The 13,666-nt window shown below is 72.2% G+C and carries 9 protein-coding genes and 1 riboswitch; of the genes, 4 read left to right on the forward strand and 5 right to left on the reverse strand.

Going from position 1 to position 13,666, the window contains the following annotated elements:
• Nucleotides 1-4 precede the first annotated feature (4 nt).
• Nucleotides 5-165: riboswitch (cyclic di-AMP (ydaO/yuaA leader) on the reverse strand.
• A gap of 226 nt (nt 166-391) precedes the next feature.
• Nucleotides 392-1,762: a M16 family metallopeptidase gene (locus VT52_RS33060; RefSeq protein WP_046421483.1), complete on the reverse strand. Its 1,371-nt coding sequence runs from the start codon at nt 1,760-1,762 to the stop codon at nt 392-394.
• A gap of 17 nt (nt 1,763-1,779) precedes the next feature.
• The gene (locus VT52_RS33065; protein ID WP_046421452.1) at nt 1,780-3,174 is read right to left on the reverse strand and encodes a M16 family metallopeptidase; all 1,395 of its coding nucleotides are present in this window, start codon (nt 3,172-3,174) and stop codon (nt 1,780-1,782) included.
• A 294-nt stretch (nt 3,175-3,468) separates the two neighbouring features.
• On the opposite strand from VT52_RS33065, the gene VT52_RS33070 reads away from it, so the two are divergent.
• Nucleotides 3,469-5,928 carry a DNA gyrase/topoisomerase IV subunit A gene (locus VT52_RS33070; protein WP_046421450.1) on the forward strand — a complete coding sequence of 820 codons (2,460 nt, stop codon included), beginning with the start codon at nt 3,469-3,471 and terminating at the stop codon, nt 5,926-5,928.
• On the opposite strand, the gene VT52_RS33075 is transcribed toward VT52_RS33070, so the two are convergent.
• The gene (locus VT52_RS33075; protein ID WP_046421449.1) at nt 5,925-7,043 is read right to left on the reverse strand and encodes a CobW family GTP-binding protein; all 1,119 of its coding nucleotides are present in this window, start codon (nt 7,041-7,043) and stop codon (nt 5,925-5,927) included. The two genes, VT52_RS33070 and VT52_RS33075, sit on opposite strands and share 4 nt — an antisense overlap.
• A 163-nt stretch (nt 7,044-7,206) precedes the next feature.
• Nucleotides 7,207-8,370: a citrate synthase/methylcitrate synthase gene (locus VT52_RS33080; protein ID WP_046421447.1), complete on the reverse strand. Its 1,164-nt coding sequence runs from the start codon at nt 8,368-8,370 to the stop codon at nt 7,207-7,209.
• A gap of 121 nt (nt 8,371-8,491) precedes the next feature.
• Here VT52_RS33080 and VT52_RS33085 point away from each other — a divergent pair, with 121 nt between their 5' ends.
• The 3 genes from VT52_RS33085 (at nt 8,492) to VT52_RS33095 (ending at nt 12,516) form a co-directional block, all read left to right on the forward strand.
• Complete coding sequence (locus VT52_RS33085) at nt 8,492-9,754, forward strand: citrate synthase (RefSeq protein WP_046421445.1); 1,263 nt, start codon at nt 8,492-8,494, stop codon at nt 9,752-9,754.
• Between the two features lie 119 nt (nt 9,755-9,873).
• Entirely contained in the window at nt 9,874-10,815 is a 942-nt protein-coding gene (locus VT52_RS33090) for a sucrase ferredoxin (RefSeq protein WP_046421444.1), read from the forward strand.
• Between the two features lie 36 nt (nt 10,816-10,851).
• A complete protein-coding gene (locus VT52_RS33095; RefSeq protein ID WP_206306675.1) occupies nt 10,852-12,516 on the forward strand; it encodes an ATP-binding protein in 1,665 nt (554 codons plus the stop codon).
• A gap of 21 nt (nt 12,517-12,537) precedes the next feature.
• On the opposite strand, the gene VT52_RS33100 is transcribed toward VT52_RS33095, so the two are convergent.
• Complete coding sequence (locus tag VT52_RS33100) at nt 12,538-13,590, reverse strand: ABC transporter substrate-binding protein (RefSeq protein ID WP_046421442.1); 1,053 nt, start codon at nt 13,588-13,590, stop codon at nt 12,538-12,540.
• Nucleotides 13,591-13,666: the final 76 nt, after the last annotated feature.

Consider the following 13,666-nt stretch of genomic DNA (forward strand, 5'->3'; position numbering starts at 1 on the left):
TGGTCCTTTCCTTCCCTCTCGCCTACCGGGTTAGCTGACGGGTTCGGAGCAGGAAGGTCTCCTACGGGCCCCGCGCTCGCGCACGGACGCCCGATTCACCCCAGGGAACATGTGGGTCCCCGGCTCCCCCGGCTCGCGCCTGCGGGGACTCGGCGATGGCTGTCCGGTGCCGCGGCTGCGGCGCACTGCCCGACGGACAACCCGGACGACGCTAAGCGGACCGCCTCTCAATCCCCAAAAAGAACGCGGCTTTTGTAGCGCATCCCACAGGGCAGACGGGCAACCTCCGCCCAAATTCGGACATCTCCGGAGGAGAGTGGAACAAAGTGAGGCCCTGACGACCCGTAGGCCGTCAGGGCCTCACCCGTAAGGGGACCGCCCGCGCGTGCGGTTACTCGGCCGCCACCACCGTGACCCCGCCGATGCCCAGCGCCTCGACCGGCGCCTTGATCTCCGCCGCGTCACCCACCAGAACCGTCACCAGGCGGTCCACCGGGAAGGCGTTGACGGCCGCCGCGGTGGCCTCCACGGTGCCCGTCGCGGCCAACTGCCGGTAGAGCGTCGCCTGGAAGTCGTCGGGCAGGTGCTGCTCCACCTGGTCGGCGAGCGTGCCCGCGACGGCCGCCGCCGTCTCGTACTTGAGCGGCGCGACCCCGACCAGGTTCTGCACGGCGACGTCCCGTTCGGCGTCGGTCAGGCCCTCCGCCGCGAGGGTGCGCAGCACCTTCCACAGGTCGTCCAGCGCGGGGCCGGTGTTGGGGGTGTCCACGGAGCCGCTGATGGCCAGCATGGAGGCGCCGTCGCCCTCGGGCCCGGAGCGGAGCACCTGCCCGAACGCGCGCACACCGTAGGTGTAGCCCTTCTCCTCGCGCAGGACGCGGTCCAGGCGGGAGGTGAGAGTGCCGCCGAGGCAGTAGGTGCCGAGCACCTGGGCGGGCCACACCCGGTCGTGCCGGTCCGCGCCGACCCGGCCGATGAGCAGCTGCGTCTGGACGGCACCGGGCCGGTCCACGATGACGACACGCCCGGTGTCGTCGGCCGTCACCGCGGGCACGGGGCGGGGCTCGCCCGGGGTGCCGGTCCAGGCGCCCAGGGTCTCGCCGAGCAGCTCGTCCAGGTCGATGCCGGTGAGGTCGCCGACCACGACCGCGGTGGCGGTGGCGGGGCGCACATGACGGTCGTAGAACGCGCGCACGGCGGCCGCGTCGATCTTCTCGACGGTCTCCTCGGTGCCCTGACGCGGCCGGGACATGCGCGCGGTCGCCGGGAACAGCTCCTTGGAGAGCTCCTTGGCGGCCCGCCGGGCGGGGCTGGCCAGCTCGTGCGGGATCTCGTCCAGGCGGTTGCGCACCAGTCGCTCGACCTCGCTCTCGGCGAAGGCGGGCGCGCGCAGCGCGTCGGCGACCAGGCCGAGGCCCTTGGCCAGGCGCGAGGCGGGGACCTCCAGGCTGATCCGGACGCCGGGGTGGTCGGCGTGGGCGTCCAGGGTGGCGCCCGCGCGCTCCAGCTCTGCGGCGAACTCCTCGGCCGAGTGCTTGTCGGTGCCCTCGGAGAAGGCGCGCGCCATGATGGTGGCGACGCCGTCCAGGCCGGCCGGCTCGGCGTCCAGCGGGGCGTCCAGCAGCACCTCGACGGCGACGACCTGCTGGCCGGGGCGGTGGCAGCGCAGCACGGTCAGACCGTTGTCGAGCGCGGCGCGCTCGGGGGCCGGGAAGGCCCACGGCTTCGCCTCGCCGGCCTGCGGCTGCGGGTGGAAGTCCATGGTGGCGAGCTGCTCGGTCACTTGGCCGTCTCCTCGTTCTCGTCTCCGGCCTCTACGGTGGCCTCCGACTCCGGGTCCTGGGGCACATCGGCGTCCTCGACGGCCTGCGGGGACTTCGGCTCGTAGACCAGGACCGCGCGGTTGTCGGGGCGCAGCCGGGCCTTGGCGACCTCCCGGACCTCCTCGGGGGTGATCTCCAGGATGCGCTGGACGGCGTTCAGGGCGAGCTGCGGGTCACCGAACAGGACGGCGTAGCGGCACAGTTCGTCGGCGCGGCCCGCGACGGTGCCGAGCCGGTCCAGCCACTCGCGCTCCAACTGGGCCTGGGCGCGCTCCATCTCCTCGGCGGTGGGGCCCTCCTCGGCGAACCGGGCCAGCTCCTCGTCGATGGCGGTCTCGATGACCGGCACCTCGACGTCGCCGGAGGTCTTCACGTCCAGCCAGCCCATGGAGGGCGCGCCGGCCAGGCGCAGCAGCCCGAAGCCGGCCGCGACGGCCGTACGGTCGCGCCGCACCAGCCGGTTGTACAGCCGGGAGGACTCTCCGCCGCCGAGGACGGTCAGGGCGAGGTCGGCCGCGTCGCAGTCGCGCGTGCCGTCCTGCGGCAGCCGGTAGGCGGCCATCAGGGCGCGCGCCGGGACCTCCTCCACGACGACCTCGCGCAGTTGCCCGCCGATGACCTCGGGCAGGGCCCCGTCCCGGGGTGCGGGCTTGCCGTCGTGGCCCGGGATGGAGCCGAAGTACTTCTCGATCCAGGCGAGGGTCTGCCCGGGGTCGATGTCGCCGACCACGGAGAGCACCGCGTTGTTCGGCGCGTAGTACGTGCGGAAGAACTGGCGGGCGTCCTCCAGGGTGGCCGCGTCCAGGTCCGCCATGGAGCCGATCGGTGTGTGGTGGTAGGGGTGGCCCTCGGGGTACGACAGGGCGGTCAGCTTCTCGAAGGCGGTGCCGTAGGGCACGTTGTCGTAGCGCTGGCGGCGCTCGTTCTTGACGACGTCGCGCTGGTTCTCCATGGACTCGTCGTCCAGGGCGGTCAGCAGCGAGCCCATGCGGTCGGCCTCCAGCCAGAGCGCGAGCTCCAGCTGGTGGGCGGGCATGGTCTCGAAGTAGTTGGTGCGCTCGAAGCTGGTGGTGCCGTTGAGCGAGCCGCCGGCGCCCTGCACCAGCTCGAAGTGGCCGTTGCCCTTGACCTGCCCGGAACCCTGGAACATCAGGTGCTCGAAGAGGTGGGCCAGGCCGGTGCGCCCCTTGACCTCGTGCCGGGAGCCGACGTCGTACCAGAGGCAGACCGCCGCCACCGGGGTCAGGTGGTCCTCGGAGAGCACCACGCGCAGACCGTTGGCCAGGCGGTGCTCGGTCGCTGTCAGGCCCCCGGAGCCTGCCTCGGCTGTGGTCGTGTGACCCATGGGCATGTACGTCCCTTCGCGAGCGGAGGCGGTTGTGAGAACCGCGTTCTTCCTGCCGTTCCTGCCACTGTATGCAAAGCGTGCGAGGCCTCGGCGAAGTTCCCGCGGCACGTACGCCGACAGCGGATCGCGTAGCCTGCCTCGCACCCGGATCCCGGTGATCGTCCGGGGCGCCGGTCCGGGTTGTCGGTGCCCCGGTCCACAATGGTCCGCGACAGATCCGTCAGACGCTTCAGCACGAGCGAGCCGAAGGGTGCGCGCCCCGAAGGCGAGCGATCAGATCAGGAGGAGCCGGCAGCGATGGCCCGCCGCAGCACGAAGACCCCGCCGCCCGACGATTCGTACGAGGAGAGGATCCTCGACATCGACGTCGTGGACGAGATGCGTGGCTCCTACCTCGAGTACGCGTACTCGGTCATCTACTCGCGCGCCCTGCCGGACGCCCGTGACGGCCTCAAGCCGGTGCACCGCCGGATCGTCTACCAGATGAACGAGATGGGCGTGCGCCCCGAACGCGGCTATGTGAAGTGCGCGCGTGTCGTGGGCGAGGTCATGGGCAAGCTGCACCCGCACGGCGACGCGTCGATCTACGACGCCCTGGTGCGCATGGCCCAGCCCTTCTCGATGCGGCTGCCGCTGGTCGACGGCCACGGCAACTTCGGCTCGCTGGGCAACGACGACCCGCCGGCCGCCATGCGGTACACCGAGTGCCGGATGGCCGAGGCCACGAGCCTGATGACCGAGTCGATCGACGAGGACACGGTCGACTTCGCGCCGAACTACGACGGCCAGGAGCGGGAGCCGGTCGCCCTGCCCGCCGCCTTCCCGAACCTGCTGGTCAACGGTTCCTCGGGCATCGCGGTCGGCATGGCGACCAACATGCCGCCGCACAACCTGCGCGAGGTCGTGGCCGCCGCCCGCCATCTGGTCCGGAACCCGAACGCGGACCTGGACGCGCTGATGAAGCACGTCCCGGGCCCTGACCTGCCCACCGGCGGCCGGATCGTCGGCCTGGACGGCATCCGGGACGCGTACGCGACCGGCCGCGGCACCTTCAAGATGCGCGCGACGGTCTCGGTGGAGCCCGTGACCGCCCGCCGCAAGGGGCTGGTGGTCACCGAGCTGCCGTTCACGGTGGGCCCGGAGAAGGTCATCGCGAAGATCAAGGACCTGGTCAACGCGAAGAAGGTCCAGGGCATCGCCGACGTCAAGGACCTCACCGACCGCGAGCACGGGCTGCGCCTGGTCATCGAGATCAAGAACGGCTTCGTACCCGAGGCCATCCTGGAGCAGCTCTACAAGCTGACGCCGATGGAGGAGTCCTTCGGCATCAACAACGTGGCCCTGGTGGACGGCCAGCCCCTCACCCTGGGCCTGAAGGAACTCCTCGAGGTCTACCTCGACCACCGCTTCGACGTGGTGCGCCGGCGCAGCGAGTTCCGCCGCGGCAAGAAGAGCGACCGGCTGCACCTGGTCGAGGGTCTGCTGACCGCCCTGGTCGACATCGACGAGGTCATCCGGCTGATCCGGTCCAGCGACAACTCCGCGCAGGCCAAGGAGCGCCTGATGGGGCGCTTCTCGCTGAGCGAGGTGCAGACGCAGTACATCCTCGACACGCCGCTGCGCCGGCTCACCAAGTACGACCGCATCGAGCTGGAAACGGAGAAGGACAAGCTCACCGCGGAGATCGCGGAGCTGACCCGGATCCTCGACTCCGACCAGGAGCTGCGCAAGCTGGTCTCCGCCGAACTGGCGGCCGTGGCGAAGAAGTTCGGCACCGACCGGCGCACCGTCCTGCTGGAGGCCGGCGGCGCCCCGGCGGCGGCCGTGCCGCTCCAGGTGGCCGACGACCCGTGCCGGGTGCTGCTGTCCTCCACGGGGCTGCTGGCGCGTACGGCGACCGCCGAGCCGTTCCCCGGCCAGGCGGGCGGCAAGCGGGTCAAGCACGACGTGATCGTCTCGGCGGTGCCTGCGACGGCGCGCGGTGAGATCGGCGCGGTGACCTCGACGGGCCGGCTGCTGCGGATCAACGTGGTCGACCTGCCGCAGCTGCCCGAGGCGACGGGCGCGCCGAACCTCTCCGGGGGCGCGCCGCTCGCGGAGTTCGTGTCCCTGGAGGACGACGAGACGGTGGTCTGCCTGACCACGCTGGACGAGTCCTCCCCCGGCCTGGCGCTCGGCACCGAGCAGGGTGTGGTCAAGCGGGTGGTGCCCGACTACCCGTCCAACAAGGACGAGTTGGAGGTCATCACCCTCAAGGAGGGCGACCGGATCGTCGGTGCGGTGGAGCTGCGCACCGGCGAGGAGGACCTGGTCTTCATCACGGACGACGCGCAGTTGCTGCGCTTCCAGTCCTCGATCGTGCGTCCGCAGGGCCGCCCGGCGGGGGGCATGGCGGGCATCAAGCTCACCGAGGGCGCGAAGGTCATCTGCTTCACGGCGGTCGACCCGGCCGTCGACGCGATGGTCTTCACGGTGGCCGGCTCGCGCGGCACCCTGGACGACTCGGTGCAGACGACGGCCAAGCTGACCCCGTTCGACCAGTACCCGCGCAAGGGCCGGGCCACCGGCGGTGTGCGCTGCCAGCGGTTCCTGAAGGGCGAAGACTGTCTGGCGCTGGCCTGGACGGGCCCGGTGCCCGCGCGCGCGGCGCAGAAGAACGGCACCCCGGCCGAGTTGCCGGAGCCGGACCCGCGCCGGGACGGCTCGGGCACCTCGCTGCCGAAGACGGTGTCGGTGGTCGCGGGACCGGTCTTCTAGACCGCGCGGGGCTCCGGGCCGGGTTCGTCCTCGGAGCCCTGCACATAGCGCAGGACGCCCCACATGCCGTGCTCGTCGGCGTGCGGGGCGTCGCTCTCGCAGCCCCCCAGTTCCTCACGGAGCGCGGCGGTGTCGATGCCGGAGCCGATCAGCACCAGTTGGGTCCGGCGTTCGTCGGCGGGTGCCCAGGGCTCGGGGTAGAAGCGCAGGAACCGGCCGACGGCGTGCACGGTGTACCGGTTGCGGGGGTCGTTGGGGCCGAGGTCGACATGCCCCTTGATCCGGTACAGCCCCTCGGGCCGGCTGTCCAGGAACCGCATCAGGCGGCGCGGGTCGAGGGGGACGCCGGAGGCGAAGGACAGGCTGTCGTAGCCGGTGTGCAGGTGCCCGGCGTGGCCGTTCACGCCGAGGCCGTCCGTGTCGTGGGTGTCGCCGCGGTCGTGCAGGTCGTCGAAGGACAGCTGGCCGACGCGCTCCTCGCTCGGCCGGCAGTCGAAGAGGAACTCCGGGTCGACGCGCCCGTACGTGGCGGCCACGACGGCGGCGCGGTCGGTCAGCGATCCCGCCAGAGCGAGCACCCGTTCGGGGTCTTCGGCCCGGTCGACCTTGTTGACGACGACCAGGTCGGCGAGGGCGAGATGCCGGTCGATCTCGGGATGCCGCGCGCGCGTGTCGTCGAACTCGGCGGCGTCCACGACCTCGACCAGACCGCCGTAGACGATGCCGGGGTGCTCGCTGGCGAGCACCATCCGCACCAGTTCCTGGGGCTCGGCGAGTCCGCTGGCCTCGATGACGATCACATCGACACCGGTCTGTGGGGCGGCGAGCTTGCCCAGGTAGACGTCGAGTTCACCGGCGTCCACGGCGCAGCACAGGCAGCCGTTGCCGAGGGAGACGGTGGAGTCGCCGAGGGCGCCCGCGACGGCCAGCGCGTCGATCTCTATGGCACCGAAGTCATTGACGATCGCCCCGATCCTGCTGCCCGCGCTGCGGTGCAGCAGGTGATTGAGGAGCGTGGTCTTCCCCGAACCGAGGAACCCGGCCAGGACCACGACCGGGATCTGCTGCTGGGGGCGACGACCGCCGTCCGTCTCGTGCGCCGAGCTGTTCCCCAAGGGGCGACCTTTCTCCAGTGACCGGGCTGCGGACCAGGATAAAAGGGTTCGGGGGTGAGGGGCCGGGGCCGGGGTCGGGGATGAGGGGCCGGGAGCCTGCGGCAGGGCCGGGCGCGAGGCACTGAAGGCGGGGCGGCAGGCCCCTGAGCCCGGTAAGGGGCGGTCAGGCGGCGGGGACCGTCGCGGCCGGTTCCGGCCCCACGTACCGCGCCGCCGGGCGGATGATCTTCGAGTCGGCGGCCTGTTCCAGGATGTTGGCGCTCCAGCCCACCACCCGGCCCGCCGCGAAGGTGGGGGTGAACATCTCCCTTGGCAGGCCGCACAGTTCCATGACCACACCGGCGTAGAACTCGACGTTGGTGTGGAGTTCGCGGCCGGGCTTCAGCTCGGCCAGGACGGCCTCGACCCGGCGTTCGACCTCCACCGCGAACTCCACCCGGGGACCGCCGAAGCCGAGGGCGATCTCCCGGAGCATCCGCGAACGCGGATCCTCCGTGCGGTACACGGCGTGTCCGAACCCCATGATCCGCTCGCCGGCCAGCACCCGTTCGCGGATCCAGGAATCGACGCGGTCGGGTGTGCCGATCGCGTCCAAGGTGTCCAGGGCCCGGCTGGGCGCCCCTCCGTGCAACGGGCCGGACAGCGCGCCCACGGCACCGGTCAGGCAGGCCGCCGTGTCGGCTCCGGTGGACGCGACGACCCGCGCCGTGAAGGTTGATGCATTGAATCCATGATCAATGGTGGAGATCAAGTATTGCTCGACTGCACGGGCTCGACGTGGATCGGGTACCGAACCGGTCAACATGTAGAGGTAGTTGGCCGCGTACGGCAGATCCTCGCGCGGCTCCACGGGCTCAAGCCCCCGCCCCAGCCGGTACAGCGCGGTGAGCAGCGTGGGTACGGCGGCGCAGGCGGCTAGCGTGTCGGCGCGGCGCCGGTCGGCGTCCAGGTCGTAGAGCGGCCGGAATCCCCGCGCCGCGCCCAGCAGGGACAGGCCGGTGCGCAGTCCGGCCAACGGGCCGGAGGCGCGGCTCGCGGCGGCGATCGCGGGCAGGCTCGCCCGGAGCTCCTCGGGCAGCCGCCGCAGCGCCGCGGTCTCGGCGGCGAAGGCCGCGCCGCGCTCGGCGTCCGGGAGCGTGCCGTGCACGAGCAGGTGCCAGACGTCCTCGAAGCGTCGGGTGCGCGCGAGTTCGACCGCCGAGTACTGCCGGTAGTGGTAGAAGCCCTCCCGCCCCCGGACGTCGCCGATCTCCGTCTCGGTGACGACGACGCCGGCGAGACCGCGCGGGACGTCGACGAGGGGCGTTGCGGTCCTATTGATGGCCATGATTTTCCTCCCTGGACTTGACCCGACTGTCCACTCTTGACGTTTTTCTTGTCAATATTGATCAAATCAATATATAGAAAGTTGGCCATCAAGATGTGCACAGGCCGCTACGGTGGCCCTCATGCGCGATCACGAACCCGCCCCCAACCGCCCGGGGCGAAGGCTGACCACCAAGGAAACCGCCGAGCTGCTCGGTGTGAAGCCCGAGACGGTCTACGCGTATGTCAGCCGCGGCCTGCTGAGCAGCAAGCGCGAGCCCGGCGGCCGCGCCAGCACCTTCGAGGCGCGCGAGGTGGAGGACCTGGCCCGGCGCAACCGCCGTGAGAGCGCCGGGATCCCGGGCTCCGGCGGCGATCTCTCGGTACGCACCCGGATCACCCTGATCGAGTCCGACCGGTACTACTACCGGGGCGTCGACGCCACCGAGCTGGCCGCCCGCCACTCCTACGAGGAGGTCGCGGAGTGGCTGTGGACCGGCCGGCTCGTCCCCGGCACGGCCTTCACCGCGCCCGAGGCGACCGTGCGGGCCGCCCGCCGGGCCGTGCAGGCGCTGCCCGAGCACACCTCCCCCATCGACCGGCTGCGGGTCGCGACGATCGCCGCGGCGGCCGAGGACCCGCTGCGCTTCGACCTGTCCGAAGAGGCCGTCCTGAACACGGCGCGCGTGCTCATCCCCACGCTGGTCACCGCCCTGCCACCGGTCGTGCGCGCCCCAGGGGACGACGCGCCGCTGGCGCACCGCCTGTGGTCGCGGCTGACCGGCCGCCCGGCGGACGAGGACGCCGTGCGCGTGCTGGACGCCGCCCTGGTCCTGCTCGCCGACCACGACCTGGCCGCGTCCACGCTCGCGGTCCGGGTCGCCGCCTCCGCGCGGGCGCACGCCTACGCGACCGTCTCGGCCGGCCTCGGCGTCCTGGAGGGCCCGCTGCACGGCGCCAGCAGCGGGCTGGCCCACCGGATGCTGCTGGACGTCCTCGAACTGGGCAACGCGGCCCCGGTGATCGCCGACGAACTGCGCGCGGGACGCCGCGTCCCCGGGCTCGGCCACCGTCTCTACACCGGCGAGGACCCCCGCGCACAGGTCCTGTTCGGCCTGCTGGAGCGGATCCCCCGCGCGGAACCGGCCCTGCTCGCCGCCCGCGACATCGTCGCCACGACCGCCCGCCACACCCCGCTGCACGCCAATGTCGACCTGGCGCTCGCGGTGTTCACCTCCTCATTCGGCATGCCCGCCACCGCCGGCGAGACGGTCTTCGCCGTCGCCCGTACCGCGGGCTGGATCGCGCACGCCCTGGAGGAGTACGGCGAGCGCCCGCTGCGGATGCGCCCCGTGGGCCACTACGTCGGCCCGCGCCCGCCGCAACCCCTCCCGGAGGCCGGCTGAGTCCCCGCGCGTCGCCCGACGGGCGCCGGGGCTCCTCCGGGACGCCACCGGCCTTCCGTGCGCACGGCTCGGACTCGGCCGGAAGTCGCCCTGGCCTGAGTCAGGTTAGGCTCACCTCTGTGAGTAGGTGCGCGTCCGTCTCCCTCAGCCTCGACGAGCCCGTTTCGGCGACGGCGGCCACGGCGACGACCTGGCTGCTGATGGAACAGCCCGGCCCCTGGGGTGCCAAGGCGCTCACTTCGAGCCATCTGGACCCGGCGGTCGGCCGGGCGCTGGAGGCGGCCGCGGAGGGCACCGGCGTACGCGTGGCCCTCGTCCGGCGCCCCGGCCGTCACGCGGACCCCGGCACCCCGGAGATCCGCCAGGTCTACGCCGCCCACACCGTGCCGGGACGTGTCTGGCTGCGCGCCGCCGACACCCGCGATCCCCGGCACCTCCTCGGCCTGGACCTCGCGGCCCTCGGCGCGGGCGACCACCGCTCCTTCGACGCGGTGCTCGGCGGGCGTCCGCACACCGGCGACCCGCTCGCGCTCGTGTGCACCAACGGCAAGCGCGACCGCTGCTGCGCCCTGCTGGGCCGTCCGCTCGCCGCCGAACTCGCCGCGTCCGGGGAAAAGGGGGTCTGGGAGGTCACCCATCTGGGTGGACATCGTTTCGCGCCGACGGCGCTCGTACTGCCGTACGGCTACGTCTACGGCCGCGCCGACGCGCACACCCTCGGAAAGGCCCTGGACGGCGTCCGGGAGGGCCGGGTGGCGGTCGACGGGTGCCGGGGCTGCTCCGCCTTCGAACGCCCCGGTCAGGCGGCCGAGCTGGCGGTGCGCGAGGTGGCGGGCGAGTACCGGGCGGGCGTACTGGGCGTCGTACGGACCGACGGGGTGGCGCCGCGCTGGGCGGTCACCGTCGCCCACACCGACGGCCGCCGCTGGCGGGTCACCGTGGCACGCGGGGCGTCGCTGCCGCCGCGCCCGGAGAGCTGCGGCGCCGCGGTGCTCGGCACACCGGCGCGGATGAGCGTCGTCGCGGTGCGCGAGCTGCGCCCGACGGCACTGGCGAGCTGAACCACGCGGCGGGCGCACCCCGTACTGTCGTCCCCCATGAGTCCGACTCCCTCCGCACGCCGTCTGCGCCTCGGTATGCCACGGCGGGTGTTCTCGCAGGTGCTGCTGATGCAGGTCACGATCGCCGCGGGTGTCGCGGTGCTGGTGACCGGCCTGTTCCTGGCGCCGCTGAGCAAACAGCTGGATCACGAGGCGATGCGCCGCGCGCTGGCCATCGCCGAGACCACGGCCCAGGACCCGCAGATCGCCCAGGGTCTGCTGACCACGCCGCCGACCAAGGACGGCCCGGTGCAGCAGGAGGCCGAACGGATCCGGCGGGCCACGCACGCCGAGTACATCGTGGTCCTCGACCGGCACTGGGTGCGCTGGTCGCACCCGACCACCTCGCGGATCGGCCGCACGGTGTCCACGAACCCCTCCGACGCCCTCGCGGGCAAGGAGGTCATGCAGATCGACCGGGGCACCCTGGGACGCTCCGCGCGCGGCAAGGTGCCGCTCTACGACGATCACCACCGCCTGATCGGCGCGGTCTCGGTCGGCATCGCCTACGACAGCGTGCGCGCCCGGCTGATCGGTGTCATCCCGGGGCTGCTCGCCTACGCCGGGGGTGCCCTGGCGGTGGGCGCGCTGGCCGCCTGGCTGATCGCCCGCCGGGTGCAGCGGCAGACCCGGGACCTGGCCTTCTCCGACATCTCGGCGCTGCTCGCGGAGCGCGAGGCGATGCTGCACGGCATCCGCGAGGGCGTCGTCGCCCTGGACCGGAGCGGCCGCATCCGGCTGCTGAACGACGAGGCACGGCGGCTGCTCGGCATCGGCGACGAGGCCGTGGGCCGCGTCCCCGACGAGGCCCTCGGCACGGGCCGCACCACCGACGTGCTCGCCGGACGGGTGACCGGCACCGATCTGCTGACGGTGCGGGGCCGACGGGTGCTGGTCGCCAACCGCATGCCCACCGACGACGGCGGTGCGGTGGCCACCCTGCGCGACCGCACCGAACTGGAGCAGCTGGGACGCGAACTCGACTCCACGCGCGGGCTGATCGACGCCCTGCGCGCCCAGGACCACGAGCACGCCAACCGGATGCACACCCTGCTCGGGCTGCTGGAACTGGAGATGTACGACGACGCGGTGGAGTTCGTCGGGGAGGTGGTCGGGGATCACCGGGTCACCTCCGAGCAGGTCACCGAGAAGGTCCAGGACCCGCTGCTGGCCGCTCTGCTGGTCGGCAAGGCGACGGTGGCGACGGAGCGCGGGGTCGCCCTGTGGGTCTCGGAACGCAGCAGGCTCCCGGACCGGCTGGTCGACCCGCGGGGTCTGGTCACGGTCGTCGGCAACCTGGTGGACAACGCCCTGGACGCGGTCGCGGGCACCCCGCACGCGCGCGTGGAGGTCGAGTTGCGCGTCGAGGGCCGTACGGTCGTGATCCGGGTCCGGGACACCGGGCCCGGGGTGCCGGTGGACCAGCGGGAGCTGGTCTTCACCGAGGGGTGGTCCACCAAGCGGGCGCCCGCGCACGGCAAGCGGGGGCTCGGGCTGTCGCTGGTGCGCCGGCTCGCCGAACGCCAGGGCGGCAGCGCGACCGTGGACACCGCCGGCGGGGGCGGTGCGGAGTTCACGGTCGTGCTGCCGGAGGCGCTGAGCGAGCCGGAGCTGGAACCCGGGCCCGGACCGGAACCCGAGCCCACGGCACGCAGAAGTTGACCGCCTTGACCGCCCGCCGGACTACTTGACCGCCTTGACGAACTCGGTCGTGTAGGTCTTGCCCAGGTCGACGTTCGCGTTCTTGATGTTGGGGTTGAACGCCTTGAGCACCTTCTCCACGGTCTCGGGGCCGTTCTCCGGCATCACGCCGTCGTCGGTGAACATCGGCAGGGTGCTCTTCACGGACTTGGTGTAGAGCGCCTTGTCGCCCTGGGAGTAGTCGGCGGGCATCTTCGCGGCTATCTCGTCGGCGCTGTGGGTGGACATCCACTTGAGCGTCCTGACGAACGCGTCGGCCAACTTCTGGACGGTCGCCTTGTGTCCGTTCACCCAGTCCGTCCGCATGTACAGACTCGACGACGGGTACGGCCCGCCCAGCGCCTGCTGCGAACCCTCCGGGGTGCGCATGTCGAGCAGGATCTTGCCGGCCTTCTTGTCGAGGATCGTCGCCACCGTCGGGTCGGTGGTCATACCGCCGTCGATCGCGCCCTTCTGGAGGGCCGCGATGAAGGTCGGCCCCGCGCCCACCGCGACCGGCGTGAATTCGCTGACGTCCACGCCGTTCTTGACCGCCAGGTACTTGGTGAGGAAGTCGGTCGAGGATCCGAGCCCGGTGACGCCCAGCTTGCGGCCCTTGAAGTCCTTGGGCGAGGTGACGTCGCCCGCGGCCTTGTCGGACACGACCTCCACCTCGCCCGGCGCGCGCGAGAACTGGACGACCGACTCGACCGACTTGCCCTTCACCTGGAGGTCGAGGGTGTGGTCGTAGAAACCGACCGCTCCCTGCACCTGGCCGGCGACGAGCGCGGTCTCGGCCTGGACCCCGGCGGGTTCGGACATGAGCTGGACATTCAGTCCCTCGTCCCGGAAGTAGCCGAGGCGCTGGGTGAGCATCGCGGGCATGTAGATGACCTTGTCGAGGCCGCCGACCATGATCTTGACGCTCTCGCCCTTGCCGCCGCCCCCGCCGGAGCCGGCCGCGGAACCGGCCGCGTCGTCGGCGCAGGCGGTGAGCGAGGACAGGGCGAGCAGGCCGGCGGCGGCCAGGGCGGCGTGTCTGGCGGTCTTGCGCATGGCGGTTCACGTCCTTGTGAGAAGGCGGTGCGGGTGAGGGTGTGGGGGGCTGGTCCTGCGGAGGCCGGCCGCCGGC

This window comes from Streptomyces malaysiense, from assembly GCF_000980885.2.
GTDB classification, from domain to species: Bacteria; Actinomycetota; Actinomycetes; order Streptomycetales; family Streptomycetaceae; genus Streptomyces; species Streptomyces malaysiense.

What these genes read in the sequence shown, in the direction of transcription:
- VT52_RS33060 (WP_046421483.1), bottom strand. Translation starts at nt 1,762, where the DNA reads ATGGACTTCCACCCGCAGCCGCAGGCCGGCGAGGCGAAGCCGTGGGCC.
- VT52_RS33065 (WP_046421452.1), bottom strand. Translation starts at nt 3,174, where the DNA reads ATGCCCATGGGTCACACGACCACAGCCGAGGCAGGCTCCGGGGGCCTG.
- VT52_RS33070 (WP_046421450.1), top strand. Translation starts at nt 3,469, where the DNA reads ATGGCCCGCCGCAGCACGAAGACCCCGCCGCCCGACGATTCGTACGAG.
- VT52_RS33080 (WP_046421447.1), bottom strand. Translation starts at nt 8,370, where the DNA reads ATGGCCATCAATAGGACCGCAACGCCCCTCGTCGACGTCCCGCGCGGT.
- VT52_RS33085 (WP_046421445.1), top strand. Translation starts at nt 8,492, where the DNA reads ATGCGCGATCACGAACCCGCCCCCAACCGCCCGGGGCGAAGGCTGACC.
- VT52_RS33095 (WP_206306675.1), top strand. Translation starts at nt 10,852, where the DNA reads ATGAGTCCGACTCCCTCCGCACGCCGTCTGCGCCTCGGTATGCCACGG.
- VT52_RS33100 (WP_046421442.1), bottom strand. Translation starts at nt 13,590, where the DNA reads ATGCGCAAGACCGCCAGACACGCCGCCCTGGCCGCCGCCGGCCTGCTC.